Raw genomic sequence first — 22,821 nt, 5'->3', positions numbered from 1 at the left:
CGCGTGACGGAAGGTGAGCGATGGTCGACCCCGACTGCCTTTTCTGCAAGATCGTGAAGGGCGAGGTCCCCGCGGAGATCGTCCGCGAGGGGGAGCGCACGGTGGCGTTCCGCGACATCAACCCCCAGGCGCCCACCCACGTCCTGGTCGTGCCCCGCGAACACGTCATCGACGCCGCCTCGGCGGCCGCCGCCGACACCGGGCTCATGGACGCCCTCGTGCGCGAGGCCCACGAGGTCGCCCGGGCCGAGGGCGTGGTCGACAGCGGCTACCGGATGGTCCTCAACACCGGGGCGGGCGCCGGACAGACCGTCTTCCACCTCCATGTCCACGTGCTCGGCGGCCGCGGCCTGAACTGGCCCCCCGGGTAGGCGGCCCCGATAACCGCTCGAGCCCGGGAGGACCCCGTTGGTAGACTCGAGGACGGGCCCCACCGGCCACTTCGGTTGCCCCGCGCACCCGTGGTGACCGTGTTCGACGCCGTCGGACACGGTGTGCGGCCCGTCCGCGAGGACCCCCGGGCGACCGACCCCGGGGCCGTGACCGAAGGGTAGGGACAGCGGCCGCAAGGCCACACCATGGCCGAGTCAACTCACACGCACCAGGACCCGGAGACCCAGGTCAAGGTCGTGGTGCCGGACGAACACACGATGATCAGCCTGCTGGGTTCGGGGGACGAGCTGCTCCGAGCGCTGGAGCGGTCCTTCAAGAGCGACATCCACGTGCGCGGCAACGAGTTCACGATCAGCGGGACCCCCGAGGAGACGGCCGTGGTGGTCCGCCTCGTGGAGGAGCTGATCGAGCTCGCCAAGAGCGGCACCCACGTCACTCCCGACACCGTCGAGCGCATGATCCACATGCTGCGCTCGCCGGGCAAGGAACGCCCCGCGGACGTGCTGACCACCAACATCCTGTCCAACCGGGGCAAGACGATCCGCCCCAAGACGCTGAACCAGAAGCGCTACGTCGACGTCATCGACGAGCGCACCGTGGTGTTCGGCATCGGCCCCGCGGGTACCGGCAAGACCTACCTGGCGATGGCCAAGGCGGTGAAGGCCCTCCAGGACAAGGAGGTCAACCGGATCATCCTCACCCGGCCCGCCGTCGAGGCCGGTGAGCGCCTGGGGTTCCTCCCCGGCACCCTCTACGACAAGATCGACCCGTACCTGCGGCCGCTCTACGACGCCCTGCACGACATGCTCGACCCGGACTCCATCCCCAAGCTGATGGCCGCCGGGACCATCGAGGTCGCCCCCCTGGCGTACATGCGCGGCCGGGCGCAGCCGCTGCACACCAAGGTGCTGACCCCTGAGGGGTTCCGGCCCATCGGTGACCTCCGGGTCGGTGACCTGGTGACGGGCTCTGACGGGCGACCGACCCCGGTGATCGGGGTGTACCCGCAGGGGGAGAAGGCGACCTACCGATTCTCCTCCCAGGACGGTGCCTCCACGCTGTGCTCAGAGGACCACCTGTGGACCGTCCGGACCAGGGACGACGCAGGCAGAGGCGAGCCGCCCAGGGTGCTCACCGCCAAGGAGATCGTCGAGAGCGGGTTGCGCAGCTCGCACTATCGCAAGTACGAGCTCCCTCTGCTCAGCGAGCCCGTGGCCTTCCCGGAGCGGGAGGTGCCCATGGACGCCTACGCACTGGGCCTTCTCCTTGGGGACGGTTGCCTCACGGGTTCGACCACACCGGGTCTCGCGACCGAGGACCCCGAGCTGGCCGAGGCACTCGACACGCTGCTCCCCGGTGTTCGCGTCCGGCACGAGTCCGGTCCGGACCACGTCCTCAACCGCGAGAGCGCGCCGGGCGAGGTGATCACCATCGCCAACCCGGTGACCGCGATCATGCGGAACCTGGGACTGTGCGGGACCAGGTCCGACACGAAGTTCGTCCCGGACGACTACCTGTACAACACGGCCGAGGTGAGGTTGGCCCTGCTCCAGGGCCTGCTCGACTCCGACGGGGAACCGGTCACACCAGCGGGGCGCACCTGCCGCGTGCAGTACGGAACGACGTCCCCCCACCTGCGTGACGCGGTGACCTTCCTGGTCCGGTCTCTTGGAGGCGTGGTCTACGAGCGTTCCCGCCCAGCCGAGGGGCGTGCGCCGGGCCTTGCCGGGGGACGGGAGGTCTTCCACCGCAAGGACACCCATGGCCTCGACCTGCGTCTGCCCGAGGGAGTTCAGCCCTTCCGGCTCCGACGCAAGAAGGAGAAGTACGACGCGACCGGTGGGGGACGCCCGATGCGCTTCGTCGACTCCGTCGAACCAGCCGGAAGCGAGGAGTGTGTGTGCATCCAGGTGGCGGCGGAGGACTCCCTCTACGTCACCGAGGACTTCCTGCTCACACACAACACTCTCAACGACTCCTTCATCATCCTGGACGAGGCGCAGAACACCTCGCCGGAGCAGATGAAGATGTTCCTGACCCGGCTCGGGTTCGGGTCCAAGATCGTGGTCACCGGCGACGTCACCCAGGTGGACCTGCCCGGAGGGCAGGCCAGCGGGCTCCGGACGATCGAGAACATCCTGCGTGATATCGACGACATCGCCTTTTGCCGACTGACCAGTGAGGACGTCGTCCGGCACCGGCTGGTGGGGCAGATCGTCGACGCCTACGGGCGTTACGACGCCGCTCAGGGCGGGCCGGGCGACGGAGGTCGGAGCCGATCGGGACCGCGCGGCGGCCGGCGCCGCGGCGGCGACACCCCGAAGGACCGCTCCGACGGCCCCGAGGGCCCCGAACAACGGGCAGACTGAGAAGAAGTACGTAGTGACACCGACCGGTGGGCCCGCCTCGTGCGGGCCCACCGCCGTCGGTACGGTGCCCTCCCGGGCACCGGGCGGAGGGACACCGCCGACCCACCCCGAACCCAAGTGAGGCATCCGCAACCGATGAGTATCGACGTCGCCAACGAGTCCGGCGTCACCAGCGTGGACGAGGAACGACTCTCCCGGCTGGCCCGGCACGTGCTCGACGCCATGCGGGTGCACCCGTTGGCCGAGCTGTCCGTCGTGCTGGTGGACGAAGGACCCATGACCGACCTCCACGTGCGCTGGATGGACGAGCCCGGCCCCACCGACGTGCTCTCGTTCCCCATGGACGAGCTGCGCCCCGGCGGCCCCGGGCGCACCAGCGAACCCGGCGTGCTCGGTGACGTGATCATCTGCCCCCAGGTGGCCGAGCGCCAGGGCGAGACGGCCGGTCACGGCACCCAGGCGGAGATCGACCTGCTGTGCACGCACGGCATCCTGCACCTGCTCGGGTACGACCACGCCGAGCCCGAGGAGCACAAGGAGATGTTCGGGCTCCAGGGAGAGATCCTCGCCGCCTGGCGTGAGCGCGAGTCGGCCGCCCATGACACGACCGAAGGGGACGAGAGCGCCCGATGAGCGCGTCGCTGGCCACGGGAGACCCCGTGGTGTGGGCGGGGGCCCTGGTCGCCGCCCTCCTCCTGACCGCCGTGGCGGGGTTCCTGGTGGCCGCCGAGGTCGCCGTCACCCGAGTCGTCTCCATGGGGATGGAGGACGCCCACGGGGAGCGTCCCGCCCGGGCGCGCGCCGCCTGGGACCGGGTGGTCGCCGACCCCGCCGCCCACCTGAACATGCTGCTGTTCCTGCGCGTGGTGTGCGAGGTGTGCGCCGTCCTGGCCGCCGTGGTGGGCATGGTCTTCCTACTGGGACCGGGCTGGCCCGCGCTGGCGCTCACCGCTCTGGTGATGGTGGTGGCGGAGTGCGTGCTGATCGCGGTCACCCCGCGCATCCTCGGCCGCCAGTTCGCCGGACCGTTCGCCCGGACCAGCGCCGCGGTCGTGTACCCGCTCCAGGTGGTGCTGGGGCCGGTGGCCCGACTGCTGGTGGGGGCCGGGCGCGCCCTGACCCCCCGCGGCAAGGGCGACCGGGACGGCCCCTTCAGCACCGAGGTCGAGCTGCGCCAGCTGGTCGACCTGGCCGAGCAGGGGGAGGTGATCGACCCTGAGGAGCGCCAGATGATCCACTCGGTGTTCAAGCTGGACGACACCTCCGTGCGCGAGGTCATGGTGCCACGGACCGACATCGTCTTCACCGGCCGGGACGCCGACGCGGACGCGGTCCTCTCGCTCGCCATGGCGAGCGGCTACTCGCGCATCCCCGTCACGGGGGAGGACGAGGACGACGTGGTGGGCATCGTCTACCTCAAGGACCTCGTGGAGCGGTTGCGCGACCGCTGGGCGGCGGCCGCCGGGGGAGCGGACGACGTGCCCCTTACCGCCGCCGACGTGATGCGCGACGCCACCTTCGTGCCCGACACCAAGCCCATCGACGAGCTCCTGCGCGAGATGCAAAAGCGCCGCAACCACGTGGCGGTGGCGATCGACGAGTACGGCGGCACCGCGGGACTGGTCACGCTGGAGGACATCGTGGAGGAGATCGTCGGGGAGATCACCGACGAGTACGACCACGAGATCGCGCCGGTCGACTGGCTGGACGAGGACCGGGTGCGGGTGACCGCGCGCCTTCCCCTGGGTGACCTGGCCGAGCTCTTCCCCGAGCGCGACCTGGAGGTCTCCGACGTGGAGACCGTGGGCGGCCTGGTGGCGTTCGTGCTGGGTCGGGTCCCGGCGGGTGGCGCCCAGGCGGAATACGCTGGACTCAGGCTGACCCTGGAGGGCAAGAGCAGCCGCCGGAACCGGATGACCACGGTGCTGGTGGAGCGACTGCCCGATGATCCCGCCCAGGGCCCCGACCACGACGTAAGGAGCACGGACCAGTGACGGACACGACCGGACTCGGCCCCGAGGACACCAAGCTGATCACCCTCGCGCGGGCCTCCCGGGCCCGTAACGCGGCCGCCGAGGGCGCCGCGGTGCGCGACGAGACCGGGCGCACGTACGTGGCCACCACGGTGTCGTTGCCCTCGCTGCGGTTGAGCGCGCTCCAGGCCGCCGTGGCCGCGGCCGCCTCCAGTGAGGCCGCCGCGCTGGAGGCGGCGGTGGTCGTCACCGAGGCCAGGGAGCTGACCGAGGCCGACCGCGCGGTGGCGGACGACCTGAAGACCCAGCTGGTGGTGATCGCGGCCCCCGACGGGGTGCCCGCGAGCGTCACCCGGCGTTGAGAAGGACAGATGAACGACCTCGACCTTGAGAAGCTCCGCGTGCCGCTGCCGTCGCTCTCCCAGCCGGAGGGTTTCCGGAGCGGTTTCGCGTGCTTCGTGGGCCGCCCGAACGTGGGCAAGTCCACCCTGATGAACGCGCTGGTCGGGCAGAAGGTGGCGATCACCAGCAACCGGCCCCAGACCACGCGGCGGACGGTGCGCGGGATCGTGCACCGTCCGGACGCGCAGCTGATCATCGTGGACACGCCCGGTCTGCACAAACCCCGCACCCTGCTGGGGGAGCGGTTGGACTCGCTGGTGCGGTCCACGTTGGTCGAGGTGGACGTGATCGCGTTCTGTCTGCCCGCCAACGAGCCGATCGGGCGGGGCGACAGCTACATCGCCAAGGAGCTCGCCGAGCAGACCAACACCCCGGTGGTGGCTCTGGTGACCAAGACCGACCTGGTGGACCGGGCGGCGGTCGGTGAGCACCTGATGGCCGTGAACGAGCTGGGTGACTGGGCCGACATCGTTCCGGTGTCCGCGCGGGGCGAGTTCCAGCTGGACACGGTCACCGACGTCCTGTGCTCGCACCTGCCCGAGGGACCGCCGCTGTACCCGGACGGCGACCTCACGGACGAGCCGGACGAGATGCTCGTGGCCGAACTGGTCCGCGAGGCCGCCCTGGAGGGGGTGCGGGACGAGCTGCCGCACTCGATCGCGGTGGTCGTGGACGAGATGTACGAGCGAGAGAACACCAGGCCCGGCAAGGAACTGGTGGACATCTACGCGTCGCTGTACGTGGAGCGGCCCAGCCAGAAGGCGATCGTGATCGGTTCCAAGGGCTCGCGTCTGCGCGACGTGGGCTCGCGGGCCCGCAAGCAGATCGAGGGCCTGCTGGGGCAGCGGGTGTTCCTGGACCTGCGGGTCCGGGTGGCCAAGGACTGGCAGCGCGATCCCAAGCAGCTGCGCAAGCTGGGTTTCGACCAGCAGACGTAGCGGCGGTTCGACGAGGGGGCGTGACCACATGTGGTCACGCCCCCTCGTCGTGTCCGGCGCGGCCCGTCGGGTCAGCTCTGGTTGTTGAGGTCGGTGGCCAGCACCCGGGCGCAACGCTGCACGATGGGGGCGGCCTGACCCACGAAGTCCCAGCTGACGCGGGCTTCGGGGCCGGAGACCGACACGGCCATGCCGGAGGGGGCGTCCCTGACCGGGACGGCCACGCAGCGCACGCCGACCTCCTGTTCGCCGTCGTCGATCGCGTACCCGGTCTCGCGGATGCGGTGCAGTTCCGAGAGGAAGGCGTCCGGGTCGGTGATGGTGCGCTCGGTGGCTGCGGGCATGCCGGTGCGGCGCACGGTGGCCAGGGCCTCCTCGTCGCTGAGCTGGGAGAGCAGTGCCTTGCCGACTCCCGCGGAGTGCGGAAGGACGCGGCGGCCGACCTCGGTGAACATGCGCATGGCGTGGGGCGAGGGCACCTGGGCGACGTAGATGACCTTGTCGCCGTCGAGCATCGCGAGGTTGGCGGTCTCGCCGAGGTCCTCCACGAGCTGGGCCAGGTGGGGGCGTGCCCAGGTGCCGAGCATGCGGGCGGCCTTGTCGCCGAGGCCGATCAGGCGGGGGCCCAGGGCGTAGCGGCGGGAGGGGAGCTGGCGGACGTACCCGTTGCCGACCAGGGTGCGGATGATGCGGTGGATGGTGGGCAGGGGCAGTCCGGAGGAGTCGGCGAGCTGGCTCAGGGAGGCCTCGCCGCCCGCCTCGGCCATGATCTCCAGCAGGGCGAAGGCGCGGTCGAGGGACTGCACGCCACCGGAGCGCCGGGCCGTCTCCTCAGGAGGGCGGGGCTGGTCCGTTTGGGGGATCTGTGAGGCTGACAAGGGTCGTGCTCCCATACTGAGGGCCGCTACGGTCACGCTCATCATTCTGCAATACGAAAGGAGGTTTTCGCTCTCCGTCGGGGCGGGAAGCTGCGCGCGCGGTGTCCGAGGAGGCCCGAGACCCTTGTTCTTCCGAATAGCAGAAGTTATTATCCGCATATAGAAATTAGTGACCGGACTCTCATCCCACCGCGAGTCCGGCACCGACGACGGAGGAGGACACCACACGTGGCGAGTGACAGCCTCACGGGCCTGACCGACCTGGTCACCGAACTCGACACCCGGCTGGCCGAGGCCGACGCGCGACTGGACCGCGAGTACCCCGGGACCAGCGGCGGCCGCCAGCCCGTCCACAGCGTCTACGTTCCCGCCGGACGCATCCGCCCCGGCCTCGCCGCGGACTGGGGACGGGAGGCGGTCGCCTCCCTGGACGAGTACGCGCCCAAGGCCGCCGACCTCGCCGAGATCACCGGGCTGAGCGAGGCCGCCGTCGCCGACGCGCTCCCCCTGGTGCGCGCCAAGCTCGCCCGCGAGCCGATCGAGGACCTGCGCGCCGACTTCGAGGACGGCTACGGAGCACCCGGCGACGAGACCGAGGACGCCCACGTCCTCGCCACCGCGAACGCGTTCGTCGCGGATCTCGCGCAGGGGACGGCCACCCCCTACTTCGGTATCCGCATGAAGGGCATGGAGGCCGCCGGACGCCACCGCGGCGTGCGCACCCTCACCCTGTTCCTCCAGACCCTGCTGGAAGGGCACGGTTCCCTCCCGGACAACCTCGTCCTCACCCTGCCCAAGATCACCTCCGTCGACCAGGTCGAGGCCATGGTGTGGGTCGGCGAACGCCTGGAGGCGCGCTTCGGTCTGCCCGCCGGCCGCCTGCGGTTCGAACTCCAGATCGAGACCCCGCAGTCCATCCTGCTCGCCGACGGCACCGTCGCGGTGGCCCGCATGATCCGGGCCGGACAGGGCCGCGTCACCGCCCTGCACTACGGCACCTACGACTACAGCGCGGCCTGCGGCATCACCGCCGCGCACCAGAGCCTGGCCCACCCCGCCGCCGACTACGCCAAGGCCGTCATGCAGGTGGCCGCCGCCGGAACCGGTGTGTGGCTCTCCGACGGCGGCAGCAACATCCTCCCCACCGGCAGCACCGAGGACGTTCGCTCCGCCTGGAACCTGCACGCCGGGCTGGTCCGCCGCTCCCTGGAGCGCGGCTTCTACCAGGGCTGGGACCTGCACCCGAACCAGCTGCCCATCCGGTACCTGGCCACCTACGCCTTCTACCGCGAGGCCTTCGCCCCCGCCGCCGCCCGGCTCAGGGCCTACCTCGGCCAGGCCGGAGGCAACGTGATGGACGAACCCGCCACCGCCCAGGCGCTGGCGTCCGTCCTGGCCAGCGGCCTGCGCTGCGGCGCGCTGGAGGAGTCCGAGGTGGTCACCGCCGCCGGTGCGGACGCCGGTACCATCGTCGCCCTGGCCACCCGCCGTGTCGGACAGGAGCAGTGAGTTGACCGAGCACGCACTCGTCGTACGCGCCCGCCGCGCCCTCACCCCCGAAGGCGAACGCGCCGTCAGCGTGGTCGTGGACGACGGACGGATCACCGGGGTCCTGCCCGGTGACGACGCCCCCGTCGACGCCGCGCGTGAGCTGCGCCTGGCCGACGACGAGGTCCTCCTCCCCGGCCTCGTCGACAGCCACGTGCACGTCAACGAGCCCGGACGCACCGAATGGGAGGGCTTCGCCAGCGCCACACGCGCCGCCGCCCTGGGCGGGGTGACCACCCTCGTCGACATGCCGCTCAACAGCGTGCCGCCCACCACCACGCTCGACGGCCTCAAGGCCAAACGCGCGGTCGCCGAGGGCAAGCTCGCCGTGGACGTCGGCTTCTGGGGCGGGGCCGTGCCGGAGAACTCCGGCGCGGACACCACCGGCACCCTAGCCGACCTGTGGTCCGAAGGGGTCTTCGGCTTCAAGGCGTTCTTGTCGCCCTCGGGCGTGGACGAGTTCGGGCACCTGTCCCCGAGGGAACTGGACACCGCCGCCACGGCGATCAGGGCCTTCGGCGGTCGGCTGATCGTGCACGCCGAGGACCCCAAGGTGCTGGACTCGGCCCCCGCCGCGTCCGGCCGCGACTACGCGGACTTCCTCGCCTCACGACCCGACGAGGCCGAGAACGCGGCCATCGCGCTGGTGGTCGACACCGCCCGCCGCACCGGGGTGCGGGCGCACGTCCTGCACCTGTCCAGTGCCTCGGCCCTGCCGCTGATCGCACGGGCCAAGGAAGAGGGCGTCCCCCTCACCGTGGAGAGCTGCCCGCACTACCTCACACTCGCCGCCGAGGAGATCCCGGCCGGGGGGACCAGCTACAAGTGCTGCCCGCCCATCCGGGACGGCGCCAACCGCGACCTGCTGTGGCGCGCTCTCCAGGACGGGCTGATCGACTGCGTGGTCAGCGACCACTCGCCGAGCACCCCGGACCTGAAGGACCTCGACACGGGTGACTTCGGTACCGCCTGGGGAGGTGTCGCGGGGCTCCAGGTGGGGCTGTCCGCGATGTGGACCGAGGCCCGTGGCCGCGGGGTGCCGCTCGCCGAGGTCGTCCGGTGGATGTCCGCCGAGCCCGCCCGCGTAGCCGGAGTGGTCGGCAAGGGCGCGATCGCGGAGGGGATGAGCGCGGACCTGGCCGTGTTCGCGCCCGACGAGCCCTTCCACGTGCAGGCGCGCTCCCTGGCCCACCGCAACCCGGTGAGCGCCTACGACGGGGCCGACCTCCGGGGCCGGGTGCGCCGCACCCTCCTGCGCGGCGTCGAGGTGACCTCCGACAGCGTGGACGGCCGGATGATCACCAGGGACTGACGCGGTCCCGCCGACGGGCGCCCCGCTCGCGACGCGGCGCCCGTCGGCGTGCGCGGCGCTGGGGTGTCGGGGCCACGGTGTCCGGCTGGCGCGGATGGGCGGGACCCACTCCCGTTGTCCTCCGGTGAGCCCTCGTGAGAGGATCACTGCCTTATGGTCCGCCTTCTTTCTTTCGCGCTCCGCGATATGAAGGAATGCGGGCCGAATTCATATTCATTTTTTCACGTGATCCACGAGAATCTGCGGAGGGCGGGTGCCGTTTGATGTGCTCGACGGAATCGAAAGAAGCATTCCTCGAGGATGCGGGCAACATCTTGGTCGTGCCTTCGGAGCTGCGCGAGCATGACTGGGTCAGGGACTTCTTCGGGTCCGTGACCACGCCGGAGGAACTCGCCTCCGGTTCGTGCGATATCGCCCGGAGGAACGTCTATCTGTGCGGCGATGTGTCCGGGATCAGTGGCGGCCGACTGCGGGAGGCGGCCCGGGTCATGGTGATCCGGGATCTGTCGCGCGGTTACCACGAGGGCGTCGACACACCGTGGACCCTGGTCGACCTCGGCCGAGTGCCCCTCCGTGTGCACGGCGCGGGCGTGTACTATCGACGCTTCTTCGGTCCCGCCGCTGATCACTTCGAGCGCATTCGCGCGGAGCACGAGTTCCAGTCCCTGACCGAATCCACCAAGCCCGGAACGGCCCATCGCAGCGGAATCTATCTGACGCCCGTCACGCGCGATGACGACGAACTCCATTTCCGCCTGCTCCGGTGCTCCACGAACCTCTCGGGACCGACCGAGAACTTCCGCGCGACCGACAGGCAGATCGTCGAGGCGCTGAACCGCGAAGCCGCCGTCCTCTTCCGGAACCCCGCACCGCTCAATCACGTCCTCGCGCAGATCTACCACAACACCCGTGCCACGGCCGAGCGCAAGCAGTCCAAGGCCAGGATCTCGGCTCACGCCGACAAGACCAAGGACATGCCCGTCAACGGCATCATGGCCTTCTGCACCTTCTACGACGGGCTCGACAAGCTGCGGCCGATGGTCGAGGACCCCTTCGACCACGGGGTGAAGGGCATCAGCGGGCTGACCAGACTCCGCTTTCGCCGCAAGGAGACGACCACGGAGAGCGACCGGCACGGGCTTCCCCCGCGGTTCGAGATCACGCTCCACCCCGGCTCCGTCTTCTTCATGCCCCTGTCCGTCAACCGCCTGTACACACACGAAATCCGGCCCTCGGCGTTGGACGCCGCTCTTCTTCCGACCCGCCTGGGATACGTGGTGCGCTGTTCGAGTACCGAAGCCGTGCACAAGGACGGCCACACCTTCCTCAAGGGGCCGGGAGATCCGGTGCGACTGGGGCCGCCCACCCCGGAGGGCATGGACGAACTTCGCGGGCTGTACGCCAAGGAGAACAGGGTCTCGTCCTTCGTCGATTACGGGGACAGGTTCGCGTTCAGCATGAACCAGGGGGACTACAGTGCACCCCGGATCTGAGATCTCGGACGCGATCATCTCGTGTGCCGTGCCGGTCGAGGGGAACCCCTTCGAAGAGCTGTCCGCGTCGGTCCACTGGGAAGACCTGGGAAAAGGCCGGAGAGGCGCCGTGCTGACCAGGGTCGACGACGTGGGTGATGTGCCTGTCGTACGTACCACCACGCGATACGGAAATCCGGCGCGGCGCTTCCGAGCGGTGCACGAGCGACTGGCGCGACGGATTCAGGAGCACGCGGGGATTCCCGTCGCCTTCAACAACGCCCTCGTCGAGTGCTATTCGAACTCGTACAAGAAGATGGGCAGCCACTCCGACCAGGCGATCGATCTGGCGGACGAGTCGTTCATCGCGGTGTTCTCCTGTTACCGCCACCCCGACGAAGGCCCATCGCGGAAGCTGATCGTGGCGTCGAAGGAGGACGACGCCCAGAAGCACGAGATCCCCCTGGCACACAACGGTGTCGTCGCGTTCTCGGTCGCCGCGAATCGGCGCCTCAAGCACAGGATCGTGTTGGACGCGCCCGCCCGGGCGGCGGGCCAGCAGTGGTTGGGCGTGACCTTCCGAACCTCGAAGACCTTCCTCCGGTACCGCGACGGACACGCCTACCTCCCGGAGGGCGAGCGCCTCGTGCCGGCCGACGATGAGCGAAGACACGAGTTCTACCGGCTACGGCGTGCCGAGAACGAGGAGACGGACTTCGTCTATCCCCGGCTGACGTACACCGTCAGCGAGAGCGACCTGATCCCTCCCGTGTGAGCGTCGCCCACACCGGGGCGGGCCCCGGGGCACGCGTGGCGGGGCGGGGAAGGGGTTCCGCGTGGTCTTCCCGACAGGGAGGAGTTCGGCTACCCGACGGCACGGCACGGCGCCGCGCTGTCGGGCTTCCCCATCGGGCCTTCCCCGACATGTGGAAGGGCGGGCGCGCTGACGCGTGCCCGCCCTGGTCGGTGGGGGTCTACCCGCGGGTGGCTTCCCAGCGGTGGCGCAGGTCGGCGGCACCGGTGTCGGTGAGCGAGCCGTACACGTTCAGGCGGGCCATGCCGCCGTCCGGGAACACGTCGGTGCGCACGTGGGTGACGGTCACCGGGGTCTCGAGCACGAACCGGTGGGCGCTGTCGGGCTGGAGTCGGGTGCGGCCGACGATCTCGAACCACTCGTCCGGGGTGTCGGAGTGCGTGTCACGCCCGAGGATGGTCACCCATCCGGCCGAGTTGCCCTTGAGGTAGGCGGTGTCCAGCTCGATGGCGCGCACGGAGGCCTGCGCGGTGAGGCGGAAGCGCACCCAGTCGTTGCCGGTGTCGCGGCGGCGGCGGTTCTCCCACCCGTCGTCCATCTTGTGCGAGCGGCCGGGCAGGATGATGTTCTCGGGGGAGGAGTAGAACCGGTCCGAGGCGTCCTCGACGGTGCCGCCGTTGACCAGCGCGGCCAGGTCGAAGCCGCCCAGGGCGGAGAGCCAGGCCGGGTCGGCGACGGGTTCGCCGTACACGCGCAGGCGCGCCACGCCGCCGTCGGGGAACTGCTTGAGCCGCAGGTGCGTCCAGCGGCGCTCGACGTCGATCGCGAAACCGTTCTCCGCGTGGCCGTACACGGGGGTGCGTGCCACGATCTCGGTCCAGTCGGCGTCCAGCAGCTCCTCGGTGGTGGGCGTGCCGTCGACGTGCGCCACCTCCACGCTGATCTCCGTGGGGTGGTTGCCGCGGAAGTGCGCGGTGTCCACCACGATGCCGCGGACGACTCCGGGCAGGGCGAGGCGGACCAGGGCCCAGTCGTGGTCGTCGGCGGTCGGGTGCGGCTGTTCGGCGCTCGCACCTCGGCGTCGGCGGGTCTCCCACCCGTCCATGACCTTGCCCTTGTGCCCGAAGTGGTGCGGGTCGAACACCGCGGGTTCGGTCCGCAGCATGTTCTCGCGGTGCGCGAAGAACTCGTCGTTGGCGGCGACGACTCCGCCGCCGAGACGGCGGTCGGCGAGGTCCACGAGGCCGGCGAAGTCCAGTTCGGTCTTCTTGAAGTCGGCGTAGGGGTCGCCGCCCGGGTACGGCTGGGCGTTGTAGGCGCGGGGGTCGAAGGACGGGTCCTGGCTCACGGTTCTCCTGTCGGTCGGTTCCGTTCCAGGGTCGCAGGAGAAACCGGTCAATTCCAGCGAAAGTTTTTGATCACTATGTTCGTTTTGGCTGAACGTTCGTGAGACGTGCGGCCGCGTTCGCCAGAGCCCGCAGGGCGAGGGCGATCTGGGGCCGTTGGCCCGAACCCGACCGCACGGCGGTCACCACGTGGCGCCGGGGCTGCTCGGAGTGCGGGACCCGCAGGGTGACCCCGGGGGTGTCACCGGCGGCGGCCAACCGGGGGATCAGGGCCACCCCCATCCCGGCGGCGACCATGTCCAGGATGGCCCGCCAGTCGGAAGCCACGTGCGCCTGCTCGGGCACGAACCCGGCCTGCGCGCAGGCGGCCAGGGTGATGTCCCGCCACGGCCCGGCAGCCCCGTAGATCCACGGTTCCTCGGCGAGGTCGCGCATCCGTGGCGCGGGCGCCGTGGCCAGCCGGTGTTGTGCGGGCAGGGCCACGTCGAGCGGGTCGGTGAGCAGCTCGGTCCGGTCATAGCGGCCGTCGTGGCTGGTGGGGGCTTGTGCGGCGAGGGACAGGCCGATGTCGATCTCTCCCGCGGAGAGGAGTTCGTACACCTCGGCGGCCTCGGCCTGGTGCACTCGGGTGCGCAGACCGGGGTGGTCGGCGCGCAGCGCGTTGAGCGCGGGGACCACCAGACCGGGGATGGCCGTGGCGAAGGTGCCCACGCGCACCCGCCCCGCCTCGCCTCGGGCGAACCCGTCGAGTTCGGCCTCGGCCCTCTCCAGCTGGGCCAGCACGACGTCGGTGTGGCGCAGCACCACGTGCCCGGCGTCGGTGAGGCGCACCCGGCGCCCGTGGGCCTCCAGCAGGGCCACGCCGACCTGCTGGGAGAGCGAGGACAGTTGTTGGGAGACGGCCGAGGGCGTCATGGACAGCGCCTCGGCGGTCGCACGGACGGTGCCGAGCTCTTCGAGGGTGCGGAGTACGCGCAGCTTGCGCAGGTCCCAGTCGGTCACCCTCACAGGCATACCATTCACCGTCACTTAACAGAAGCGGGGCGGGCGCGTGGTCACGGCGCTCCGCCCCTGAGGGGTGGGATCGAGGGGAGTCGGGGCCCGTCAGCCCTCCCCGCTGGTCCCCCGGTAGGTGGCGCCCGCCTGGTCGGTGTACTTGGCCTCGCCGGGTCCGGCGCTGCCGATGTCGGCCCGGTCGATCTCGGCGGGGTCGGCGGATGGGCCGCGGCCGATCACGTTGAAGCAGATGTTGAGCAGGATCGAGACGATCGCCGCGCCGATGATGCCCGAGTGCGCGATGAGCTCGACGGACTCCGGCAGGAACGCGTAGAAGGTCGGGTAGGCGAGCGGGATGATCGCCACGCCGACGGAGGCGGCGACCAGGATCAGGTTGAGGTTGTTGGTGAAGTCGACCTTGGCCAGGGTCTTGACGCCGCTGGCCGCGACGCTGCCGAACAGCACCAGCCCGGCGCCGCCCAGGACGGGGGTCGGGATGGCGGCCATGACCCCGCCGAGCACCGGGAACATGCCCAGGACCAGCAGGATGCCCGCACCGGTGGCCACGACGTAGCGGCTCCGGATGCCGGTCAGGGCGAGCAGGCCGATGTTCTGCGCGAACGAGCTGGTGGGGGTGGCGCTGAAGATCGGGCCGATGATCGAACCGCTGACGTCGGCCCGCAGACCCGCGGAGATGCGCTTGGCGTCGACCTTGGAACCGGTGATCTCACCGACGGCGATGATGTGCGATGCGCCTTCGGTCAGCACCACGAGCATGATGATGCACATGGTGATGATGGCGGTGACCTGGAACTGCGGCGCGCCGAAGTAGAACACCGAGGTCGGGTTGAACACGATGTCGGCCTCGCCGACGCGGCTGAAGTCGGCCATGCCGAGCGGAACGGCGACCACCGTGCCCACGACCAGGCCGAGGAGGATGGACAGGCGACCCCAGATCCCCGGGAACAGGCGGGAGCCGACGAGGATGACGGCCAGGGTCAGCCCGGCCAGGGCGAGGTTGGCGACGGGGGCGGCCGGAACCTCGGTGCCGTCCTCCAGGACGCGCACGGAGCCGTCCATGATCCAGCGTGCGGCCACCGGCATCAGGCTGACGCCGATCACCGTGATGATCGTGCCGGTGACGATCGGGGGGAAGAAGCGGATGAGCTGCCCGAAGAAGGGGGTCAGGAGCAGCGCGAACACGCCGGCCGCCATGGAGGCGCCGAAGGCGACGGGGAGGTTCTCGCCGTCCTGCCCGGCGGCCAGGGCGGTGATCGCGCTGACGGGCACGAAGGAGCAGGCGACCACGATCGGCATCTGCGCGCCGATCCGCTTGTGGCCGACGGTCTGCATGAGGGTGGCGATGCCCGCCACCAGGAGCGCGCCGCTGACGAGGATTCCCATGGCGGCGGGGTCGTTCGCGAGCCCAGCGGCGGCGCCGATGACGAGCGCCGGTGCCACCGCACCGGCGTACATGGTGAGGATGTGCTGGAGCCCGTAGACGAGCATGAGCCGCAGGGGCAGCTTCTCGTCCTCGGGGCGGGAGGGGGTAGTGGCGGTTGTTGTGGCCGAGTCCTTCGCGGACGGACTGTTCGACATGGCCAGTTTCCAGCCTTTGCGATCGGTGGTCACCGAGAGGGTGGTGACCGGGTTCTCCGGGCGGGCGCCCGGTGGTGTCGCGCCGGCCCCGGAGCCCGGGTGGTCCTGATTCCGGGCATGCCGAAGGCCGGTGTGGCCCACGTTCGGTGAGCAGGCGAGGGAGACCTCGGGTGATGGCCCCTTGGTGGGGGAGTCCGGGGCCCGGCCGCACGCACGGGCCCCGGCGTTCAGGTGGCTCCGAAGAGCACCGGCGGCGGCCCGGGGGAGCGCGGGGCTCCGCCCGGTGCCGTCACCGGGGAGGGGTTAGACGAAGCCCGGGACGGCCTTCCAGGCGTCTCCGGGGGCGGGGGCGTCGTCGCGCTCGACCGTGGCCTCGATCTTGCCGTAGGGCCGGTCGGCGGCGAAGAAGACCTCGTTGGGGTTGTCCAGGCCGAACGGGGAGAGGTCCACCAGGAAGTGGTGGTTGTTCGGCATGGAGAAGCGGATCTCGGCGATCTCGGGGTGGGCCTCCAGGACGGCCGTGCCCATCGCGTAGAGGGTCTGCTGGAGGGCGAGGCTGTGGGTCTCGGCGAAGAGCTCCAGGCAGATCGACCGCACCGACTCGTAGGCCTTGTCGAAGTCGTGGTCGGTTCCGACGTAGCGCCAACGGGCGGTGACGTCCGTGGCCAGGATGCGGTCGTTGGTCTCGCCCAGGGTGGTGTACCGGGTCTTGGGGTACCCGTGGAACTCCGAGCCGGTGGACTTGAGGACGGTCAGGCCCTCGAAGCCGGAGACGACCCACTCCTTGTCGCCGTCCTTGTTGACGACGGTGGTGCGGGTCTCGGCGCCCCTGCGGGTGAACGCGTGGTCGTGCGGGCCGTCGGCGGTGGCGATCCGGTCCCAGGAGTACTCCTCGATCTCCTGGCGGGCGCCGTGCACGTACTCGTGCTCGTCCACGAAGTGGCGGGCCAGACGCAGGGCGAAGTCCTCGATGGCACCGACGCCGCCCCATTCGCGGGCCTTGGCGTAGACGGTGTTCTTCTGCGTGTCGGTCGGCAGACACGTGGAGTTGTCGCCGACGGTGTGGACTTCCTCCAGGTCGCCGCGGAGCTGGGAGGTGACGTTGACGTCCTTGATCTGGTGGACGTCGGTGTCGCGCTTGACGTGGACGAGACGGACCTCGGCCTTGCCGTACTGGTTGTCTCCGAGTCTGATGCCCATCAGGGTGAACTCCATCCGTGTGGATTCGGCTTCATCGCTCGCGCCGCGCGTCGGGTTCGCGTCGGCGCTTCGTGCGTATGAGGGAGGACCGCTGTGGTCATGCGGAAGGACCTGTCACGCACTCGAAGAGGTGAGGGTGCTACGTGGTGGGTGCTGCGGGGGGCGGCTCCTTCCGTGGGAGGGTCCGGGGCGGAGGGGTTATGGCGGGCGGGCGGCGCCGGTCTACGAGCCCCGGTAGGTGGAGTAGGCGAAGGGGCTCAGGAGCAGCGGCACGTGGTAGTGCTGGTCCTCCTCGGCGAGGTCGAACACGATGGTGACCTCGGGGTAGAAGCCCTTCTGGCCGGTCGCCGCGAAGTAGGCGCCGGTGTCGAAGACGACCCGGTAGTACCCGGCGGCGAGCTGGTCGGGGCCGAGGTCGGGTACGCGGCCGTCGGCGTTGGTGCGCCCCCGGGCCACGGTCGTCCAGGAGGTGCGCTCGCGGTCGGCGGCGGCCTCCAGCCGGACGGGGACGTCGCGGGCCGGGCTGCCCAGCGCCGCGTCCAGGATGTGGGTGGTCACGTGGCTCATGCTGCCTCCAGGAGTTTGAGCAGGCGGAGTCCGCTGATCTGGCGGAGTTCCTCGCCGACCACGGTCAGCTCGGTCTCGGGATCGTTGTCCAGCCGGGCGACCAGGTTCGCGAGGAGTTCGCGGCTGCTGCGGCCGCTGGCGCAGACGAGGTAGATCTGCCCGAACCTTCCCTCGTACTCACCCTGGGCGAAGGCGAAGACGCGCTGGACCCTGGCGGAGGCGTCGTCGGTGTCGGCGGCGAACGCCGACTGCTCACCCCGGGACCAGGCGGACTCGGTGTCCTTCCCTTGGGCCCTCTCTCCGATGCGGGGGTGGCGGGCCAGGGCGGTGGCGACCTCCTCCGAGGTGATGCCGCGTGCGTGGGTGTCGGCGAGCGAGAGCAGGGCCCGGCGGTCGGGGTAGGGCGCCTCGGAGGCGACGGCCTCCACCCAGCGGTCCACGTTCAGGCACTGCGCGAGTTCGGTGCGCAGGTCCTGCGGGGACAGGGCGTTCAGACGCGCCAGACCCGGGTCGGTGGTGTCCCCCGACGGGGCCGGGGTGGTCTCGGGCATGTGTTCTCCCGTGGCTCGGCCGGTACCCCCGGGCGCCGCGGTGGCGCTGGATCGTCGTACCGGCCTGGGCTTTCGTAGTGCAGATTCTTGTTTCCGTATTACGGATTGCAGGGACTCTAGTTGATGGCAGTGTGACCTTGTCAACACTCGCAAGGGGAGAAATCGGAAAAACAGTCGATTCTGTGGTCTGGTGCGAAGAAAGCGGGAACTTCCTGCTCGCACGTGGGCCCGGAGGGGTGGTGGGGTTGTGGCCTTGGGCTTCACGTCGTCGTCGGTGCGGACTCGGGGGCGCCGGGCGGCGGCAGGGGCGAGGTTGGGGTGGGCGGAGTGGTTGACAAGCGGCGGTGGTCCGGCCCACACTCAGATCATTCCTTAAAGTGAAAACTACTTTCCACAATGCGGAAGTGGATGCCGGAGGCAACGCATGAGCCACACACTCGGGCACACGGTGAACTGCTCCCTGCTGTTCACCGAGCTCCCCGTCAACGAGCGCCCCCGAGCCGCACGCGACGCGGGTTTCCACGCCGTCGAGTTCTGGTGGCCCTTCGAGAGCGCCACCCCGGCGCAGGCGGAGGTCGACGCCTTCGTCACCGCCCTCGACGACGCGGACGTACGCCTGAGCGGTCTCAACTTCTTCGCGGGGCGGCTGCCCGGCCCCGACCGCGGAGTGCTCTCCCACCCCTCCCGCGCCGAGGAGTTCCTCGCCAACGCCGAGGTGGTCGTCCAGATCGCCGAACGCACCGGCACCACCGGCTTCAACGCCCTCTACGGGCTGCGCCAGGACGGGGTGGACCCGGCCGAACAGGACCGCCTCGCCGTGCGCAACGCGGTGGCCGCCGCCGACGCGGTGGCCAAGGTCGGCGGAACCGTCCTCGTCGAGCCCATCAGCGGCTCCGACGACTACCCACTCAAGACCGCCGCCGACGGTCTCGCCTTCGTCGCCAGGGTCAAGGAGGCGGGGGCCGAGAACGTCGCGCTCCTCGCCGACCTCTTCCACCTGGCGGTCAACGGTGAGGACGTGGCCGCGGTGGTCCGCGACCACGCCGCCGAGTTCGGGCACATCCAGATCGCGGACGCCCCCGGCCGCGGCGAGCCCGGCTCCGGCGACCTGCCCCTGGACGAACTCCTCACCGCCGCCCAGGCGGGCGGCTACCGGGGCCTGGTCGGGCTGGAGTACAAGCCCACCGTCCCCAGCGCCGAGAGCTTCGGCTGGCGGAACTGACCCCATGGGGCGCCGCCGCCCCCGGGCCCAGCCCGCCGCACCACCGCCACGCGCGTACGACCAGCCACACCCACAGCCTGAAAGGGGGCCGACATGGCCGCCAAGAAGATCGCCTTCATCGGCCTGGGCATCATGGGCCTGCCCATGGCCGTCCACCTCGTCCGTGCCGGACACACCGTCACCGGGGTCAACCGCAGTCCGGCGCGCGTGGACGCCCTGGTCGCCGAGGGAGGCCTGCGCGGCGGCGGTGTCGCCGAGGCCGTCTCCGACGCCGACGCGGTCATCACCATGCTCCCGGACTCACCCGACGTCGACCAGGTCCTGCGCGGCGAGGGGGGCGTCTACGACCACGCCAAGCCCGGCACCCTGGTCATCGACATGAGCACCATCCGACCCGACGTCGCCCGCGACCTCGCCGAGGCCGGTGCCGAGCGCGGCCTGCGCGTCCTGGACGCCCCGGTCAGCGGCGGCGAGGCCGGTGCGGTGGAGGCCAAACTGTCCATCATGGTCGGCGGAACCGCCGAGGACTTCGAGGCCGCGCGTCCGCTCTTCGACATCCTGGGCACCACCCCGGTCCTGGTCGGCCCCAGCGGCTCCGGCCAGACCGTCAAGGCCGCCAACCAGCTCATCGTGGCGGGCAACATCCAGCTCCTCGCCGAGGCGCTGGTCTTCCTGGAGGCCCACGGGGTGGACACCGAGTCCGGCCTGGAGGTCCTGGGCGGCGGGCTCGCGGGCAGCACCGTGCTCCAACGCAAGGGCCGGGCCATGCGCGAGCGCGACTTCGCGCCCGGGTTCCGGATCGCCCTGCACGACAAGGACATGCGCATCATCACCGACTCCGCGACCGCCGCGGGTGTGGCGATCCCGCTCGGCTCCCAGGTGGCGCAGTACGTGGCCGCGCTCAAGAACCAGGGCCACGGCGGCCTCGACCACTCGGCCCTGCTCAAGATCGTCGAGCAGCTCTCGGGCCGCGACGACTCCTAGGGCGTGTTCTGTGGATGCTTTCGCCTTCTGGCGGCGGAGCCGCCAGCTCCGCGCGCGGCCGCCAGGCCATCTCTCGCAAGACGATGAGCGACGGTCAGCCCGGGTTTGGCTGTCCGAGCTTCATCGGCGCAGCGAGAGGCAGCCTGGCCACGCGAGCGCGGAATGATCCGCGGAACACGCCCTAGCCTCCGGGCCCGGCTCCACCAGCGATTCCACGGCCACTGGCCGCACGACTCCGTATGACCGGGCCGGTGCGCCGCCCCCGGGTGTTGGCCCACCCGGGAGGCAGGCGGCCGCACCGCCCACCCCTGGCACCCACCCCGGCGGGCGCGGGGCGTCCCCGCACCGGGCGCCCCGCTCCCCGCCACCCCAGCACTGAAGGGTTCGCTCCCATGGCGAAAATGCCCGCGATGAACGCCGTCGTGGAGGTTCTCAAGGACGAGGGCGTCGACACCGCCTTCGGCTGCCCCGGCGCGGCGATCCTCCCCCTGTACAAGGCGATGGAGGAGGTGGGCGGAATCGAGCACCTCACCGTCCGCCACGAGGAGGGCGCCACCCACATGGCCGACGGCTGGTCGCGCACGACCGGTAAGGTCGGCGTGGCCATCGGCACCTCCGGTCCCGCCGGAACCAACATGATCACCGGCCTGTACACGGCCATCGCGGACTCGGTCCCGATCGTGTGCATCACCGGCCAGCAGCGCACCGACCTGCTCGACAAGGAGGGCTTCCAGGCGGTCGACATCGTCGAGATCGCCAAGCCCGTCACCAAGTGGGCCGTCCAGATCAAGGAGGCGGCCACCGCCCCGTGGGTCTTCCGCGAGGCGTTCCGGATCGCCCAGGAGGGCCGCCCCGGTCCCGTCCTGGTCGACATCCCGGTGGACGTGGCCCAGGAGCTCATCGAGTACGACCCCGAGCTGGACGCCCCGCTCAAGATCAACACGGTCGAGCCGCACCCGCCCCGGGTCGAGCGGGCCCTGGACCTGCTCCTGGCGGCCGAGCGTCCGCTCATCCTCGCCGGCGGCGGCGTGATCCTGGCCGACGCCTCCGACGACCTGCGGGCCCTGGCCGAGCACCTGCGGGTGCCGGTCCAGGTCACCCTCATGGGCAAGGGCTCCTTCGACGAGGACTCGCCCCTGTACTCCGGGATGACCGGTGTGCAGACCTCCCAGCGCTACGGCAACGCCTCCTTCCTGGAGTCGGACCTGGTCCTGGCCGTGGGCGCGCGCTTCGCCGACCGCCACACCGGCCAGATCGACGTCTACCGGGGCGAGCGCACCTTCATCCACGTCGACATCGAGGCCACCCAGATCGGCCGCGTCTTCGAGCCCGACCTGGGCGTGGTCTCCGACGCCCGGCTGTTCCTCCGGGAGCTGCTGGCCGCCGCCAAGCGGCGTGACGCCAGGGCGGCCGTGGGCCCGTGGATCGAGCGGGTCAACGAACTCAAGTCGACCCTGACCCGTCGCGAGGACTTCGACACCGTCCCGGTGAAGGCGCCCCGCGTCTACAAGGAGATCAACGAGGTCTTCGACGAGGACACCTACTTCGTCACCGCCATCGGCCTCTACCAGATCTGGGGCGGGCAGCACCAGAAGGCGTACAAGCCCCGCCACTACCAGATCTGCGGCCAGGCGGGCCCGCTCGGCTGGGAGATCCCGGCGGCCATCGGTGTCAAGAAGGCGCTCAAGCACACCGAGCCGGACGCCGAGGTGGTCGGCATCGTCGGCGACTACGGGTTCCAGTACATGGTCGAGGAGCTCGCGGTCGCGGCCCAGTACAACGTGCCGTACGTGATCATCATGCTCAACAACGAGTACCTGGGCCTGATCCGCCAGGCGTCGATCCCGTTCGACATGAACTACCAGGTGGACATCCACTACGACGAGTACGGCACCGACAGTGTGAAGCTCATGGAGGCCTACGGCTGCTCCGGCCGCCGCGTCTGGGAACCGGGGGAGATCCGGGAGTCCCTGGAGTGGGCCCGCAAGGAGGCCCAGGCCACGTCGCGCCCGGTGCTCGTGGAGATCATGATCGAGCGCGAGGCCAACACCCCGCACGGTCCGGCCATCGACGCCGTCAAGGAGTTCGAGCCGCTGCCCGGCGAGTAGCGGCCGGTCCGGGTGCCCCGGCGCCCGGTCCCACAGACCGCCACGGGGTCGGACCTGCACCCCGTCCCCGTGGCTCGGGCCCCCTCCGCGACCGGCAGGAGGGGGCCCGCACCAGGTTCCGGGGGGTGGTGAGGTTCTTCGCTGGCTCAGCGCCGCCCCCCGGTTCGTACCTCAACGCGGTCGTCCCCGGGCGCCCGCCGCCGCGCTCA

The 22,821-nt window shown here is 70.6% G+C and carries 19 protein-coding genes and 3 pseudogenes; 14 read left to right on the top strand and 8 right to left on the bottom strand.

The features are described 5' to 3' along the window. Positions 1–20: 20 nt before the first annotated feature. Together ACFYL4_RS01360 and ACFYL4_RS01355 are read left to right on the top strand one after the other, a co-directional pair. Entirely contained in the window at positions 21–371 is a 351-nt protein-coding gene (locus tag ACFYL4_RS01360; RefSeq protein WP_387515526.1) for a histidine triad nucleotide-binding protein, read from the top strand. Between the two features lie 207 nt (positions 372–578). Continuing rightward, positions 579–1,277, top strand: a pseudogene (locus ACFYL4_RS01355) (PhoH family protein); the annotation flags it as partial. On the opposite strand, the pseudogene ACFYL4_RS01350 reads toward ACFYL4_RS01355, so the two are convergent. Next, positions 1,268–1,327: pseudogene (locus tag ACFYL4_RS01350) on the bottom strand (hypothetical protein); the annotation flags it as partial. The pseudogenes ACFYL4_RS01355 and ACFYL4_RS01350 overlap by 10 nt on opposite strands. Before the next feature lie 1,030 nt (positions 1,328–2,357). On the opposite strand from ACFYL4_RS01350, the pseudogene ACFYL4_RS01345 reads away from it, so the two are divergent. From ACFYL4_RS01345 to era, 5 genes and pseudogenes are all read left to right on the top strand, one after another. Beyond that, positions 2,358–2,762 (top strand): annotated as a pseudogene (locus tag ACFYL4_RS01345) (PhoH family protein); the annotation flags it as partial. 135 nt (positions 2,763–2,897) lie between these two features. Then, complete coding sequence (gene ybeY, locus ACFYL4_RS01340) at positions 2,898–3,395, top strand: rRNA maturation RNase YbeY (RefSeq protein ID WP_387515524.1); 498 nt, start codon at positions 2,898–2,900, stop codon at positions 3,393–3,395. Beyond that, positions 3,392–4,756 (top strand): hemolysin family protein, encoded by a 1,365-nt coding sequence (locus ACFYL4_RS01335; protein ID WP_357766461.1) that lies wholly within the window; start codon positions 3,392–3,394, stop codon positions 4,754–4,756. Before ybeY ends, ACFYL4_RS01335 begins: the two co-directional genes overlap by 4 nt. Then, the gene (locus tag ACFYL4_RS01330) at positions 4,753–5,097 is read left to right on the top strand and encodes a cytidine deaminase (protein ID WP_357766464.1); all 345 of its coding nucleotides are present in this window, start codon (positions 4,753–4,755) and stop codon (positions 5,095–5,097) included. Before ACFYL4_RS01335 ends, ACFYL4_RS01330 begins: the two co-directional genes overlap by 4 nt. Before the next feature lie 9 nt (positions 5,098–5,106). Then, complete coding sequence (era, locus tag ACFYL4_RS01325; RefSeq protein ID WP_387515522.1) at positions 5,107–6,075, top strand: GTPase Era; 969 nt, start codon at positions 5,107–5,109, stop codon at positions 6,073–6,075. A 71-nt stretch (positions 6,076–6,146) separates the two neighbouring features. Here the strand turns inward: era and ACFYL4_RS01320 are convergent, their stop codons facing one another. After that, a complete protein-coding gene (locus tag ACFYL4_RS01320; RefSeq protein ID WP_357766575.1) occupies positions 6,147–6,881 on the bottom strand; it encodes an IclR family transcriptional regulator in 735 nt (244 codons plus the stop codon). 300 nt (positions 6,882–7,181) lie between these two features. On the opposite strand from ACFYL4_RS01320, the gene ACFYL4_RS01315 reads away from it, so the two are divergent. The 4 genes from ACFYL4_RS01315 to ACFYL4_RS01300 all read left to right on the top strand — a co-directional run bounded on the left by ACFYL4_RS01315 (position 7,182) and on the right by ACFYL4_RS01300 (position 12,060). Continuing rightward, positions 7,182–8,462 carry a DUF6986 family protein gene (locus ACFYL4_RS01315; protein WP_387515520.1) on the top strand — a complete coding sequence of 427 codons (1,281 nt, stop codon included), beginning with the start codon at positions 7,182–7,184 and terminating at the stop codon, positions 8,460–8,462. 1 nt (position 8,463) lies between these two features. Then, positions 8,464–9,813, top strand: coding sequence for an allantoinase AllB (allB, locus tag ACFYL4_RS01310; protein ID WP_387515518.1), 1,350 nt, complete (start codon positions 8,464–8,466; stop codon positions 9,811–9,813). A 194-nt stretch (positions 9,814–10,007) separates the two neighbouring features. Further along, on the top strand, positions 10,008–11,306 hold the full coding sequence (locus tag ACFYL4_RS01305; protein ID WP_387515516.1) for a hypothetical protein: 1,299 nt from the start codon (positions 10,008–10,010) through the stop codon (positions 11,304–11,306). Continuing rightward, complete coding sequence (locus ACFYL4_RS01300; RefSeq protein WP_387515514.1) at positions 11,290–12,060, top strand: alpha-ketoglutarate-dependent dioxygenase AlkB; 771 nt, start codon at positions 11,290–11,292, stop codon at positions 12,058–12,060. Before ACFYL4_RS01305 ends, ACFYL4_RS01300 begins: the two co-directional genes overlap by 17 nt. 199 nt (positions 12,061–12,259) lie before the next feature. On the opposite strand, the gene alc is transcribed toward ACFYL4_RS01300, so the two are convergent. The 6 genes from alc to uraD all read right to left on the bottom strand — a co-directional run bounded on the left by alc (position 12,260) and on the right by uraD (position 18,298). Then, positions 12,260–13,387, bottom strand: a complete 1,128-nt coding sequence (gene alc, locus ACFYL4_RS01295; RefSeq protein ID WP_387515512.1) for an allantoicase — start codon at positions 13,385–13,387, stop codon at positions 12,260–12,262. 73 nt (positions 13,388–13,460) lie between these two features. Next, positions 13,461–14,399, bottom strand: coding sequence for a LysR family transcriptional regulator (locus ACFYL4_RS01290; protein WP_387515510.1), 939 nt, complete (start codon positions 14,397–14,399; stop codon positions 13,461–13,463). Positions 14,400–14,489: 90 nt separating this feature from the next. Further along, on the bottom strand, positions 14,490–15,980 hold the full coding sequence (locus tag ACFYL4_RS01285; protein ID WP_387515508.1) for a nucleobase:cation symporter-2 family protein: 1,491 nt from the start codon (positions 15,978–15,980) through the stop codon (positions 14,490–14,492). A 303-nt stretch (positions 15,981–16,283) separates the two neighbouring features. Beyond that, positions 16,284–17,180: a factor-independent urate hydroxylase gene (pucL, locus tag ACFYL4_RS01280; RefSeq protein WP_357766489.1), complete on the bottom strand. Its 897-nt coding sequence runs from the start codon at positions 17,178–17,180 to the stop codon at positions 16,284–16,286. Between the two features lie 222 nt (positions 17,181–17,402). Beyond that, entirely contained in the window at positions 17,403–17,747 is a 345-nt protein-coding gene (gene uraH, locus ACFYL4_RS01275) for a hydroxyisourate hydrolase (protein WP_387515505.1), read from the bottom strand. Further along, positions 17,744–18,298, bottom strand: a complete 555-nt coding sequence (gene uraD / locus ACFYL4_RS01270) for a 2-oxo-4-hydroxy-4-carboxy-5-ureidoimidazoline decarboxylase (RefSeq protein WP_387515504.1) — start codon at positions 18,296–18,298, stop codon at positions 17,744–17,746. The genes uraH and uraD overlap by 4 nt, the downstream gene beginning before the upstream one ends. 424 nt (positions 18,299–18,722) lie before the next feature. On the opposite strand from uraD, the gene ACFYL4_RS01265 reads away from it, so the two are divergent. The 3 genes from ACFYL4_RS01265 (at position 18,723) to gcl (ending at position 22,612) form a co-directional block, all read left to right on the top strand. Next, positions 18,723–19,520 carry a hydroxypyruvate isomerase family protein gene (locus ACFYL4_RS01265; protein WP_387515502.1) on the top strand — a complete coding sequence of 266 codons (798 nt, stop codon included), beginning with the start codon at positions 18,723–18,725 and terminating at the stop codon, positions 19,518–19,520. Positions 19,521–19,613: 93 nt separating this feature from the next. Continuing rightward, complete coding sequence (locus ACFYL4_RS01260) at positions 19,614–20,504, top strand: 2-hydroxy-3-oxopropionate reductase (protein ID WP_357766501.1); 891 nt, start codon at positions 19,614–19,616, stop codon at positions 20,502–20,504. Positions 20,505–20,896: 392 nt separating this feature from the next. Further along, positions 20,897–22,612 (top strand): glyoxylate carboligase, encoded by a 1,716-nt coding sequence (gcl, locus tag ACFYL4_RS01255; protein ID WP_387515500.1) that lies wholly within the window; start codon positions 20,897–20,899, stop codon positions 22,610–22,612. Positions 22,613–22,821 lie beyond the last annotated feature (209 nt).

This window comes from Nocardiopsis sp. NPDC006938 (assembly GCF_042869555.1).
Taxonomy (GTDB): Bacteria; Actinomycetota; Actinomycetes; order Streptosporangiales; family Streptosporangiaceae; genus Nocardiopsis.
This window is presented reverse-complemented; position numbering and strand designations above follow the sequence as displayed.

Bases quoted from the DNA above. Each gene is read 5' to 3' on its own strand.
- ACFYL4_RS01360 (WP_387515526.1), top strand. From the start codon at position 21: ATGGTCGACCCCGACTGCCTTTTCTGCAAGATCGTGAAGGGCGAGGTC.
- ybeY (WP_387515524.1), top strand. From the start codon at position 2,898: ATGAGTATCGACGTCGCCAACGAGTCCGGCGTCACCAGCGTGGACGAG.
- ACFYL4_RS01335 (WP_357766461.1), top strand. From the start codon at position 3,392: ATGAGCGCGTCGCTGGCCACGGGAGACCCCGTGGTGTGGGCGGGGGCC.
- era (WP_387515522.1), top strand. From the start codon at position 5,107: ATGAACGACCTCGACCTTGAGAAGCTCCGCGTGCCGCTGCCGTCGCTC.
- ACFYL4_RS01305 (WP_387515516.1), top strand. From the start codon at position 10,008: ATGCGGGCCGAATTCATATTCATTTTTTCACGTGATCCACGAGAATCT.
- ACFYL4_RS01290 (WP_387515510.1), bottom strand. From the start codon at position 14,399: ATGCCTGTGAGGGTGACCGACTGGGACCTGCGCAAGCTGCGCGTACTC.
- ACFYL4_RS01285 (WP_387515508.1), bottom strand. From the start codon at position 15,980: ATGTCGAACAGTCCGTCCGCGAAGGACTCGGCCACAACAACCGCCACT.
- pucL (WP_357766489.1), bottom strand. From the start codon at position 17,180: ATGGGCATCAGACTCGGAGACAACCAGTACGGCAAGGCCGAGGTCCGT.
- uraH (WP_387515505.1), bottom strand. From the start codon at position 17,747: ATGAGCCACGTGACCACCCACATCCTGGACGCGGCGCTGGGCAGCCCG.
- uraD (WP_387515504.1), bottom strand. From the start codon at position 18,298: ATGCCCGAGACCACCCCGGCCCCGTCGGGGGACACCACCGACCCGGGT.
- ACFYL4_RS01265 (WP_387515502.1), top strand. From the start codon at position 18,723: ATGAGCCACACACTCGGGCACACGGTGAACTGCTCCCTGCTGTTCACC.
- ACFYL4_RS01260 (WP_357766501.1), top strand. From the start codon at position 19,614: ATGGCCGCCAAGAAGATCGCCTTCATCGGCCTGGGCATCATGGGCCTG.
- gcl (WP_387515500.1), top strand. From the start codon at position 20,897: ATGGCGAAAATGCCCGCGATGAACGCCGTCGTGGAGGTTCTCAAGGAC.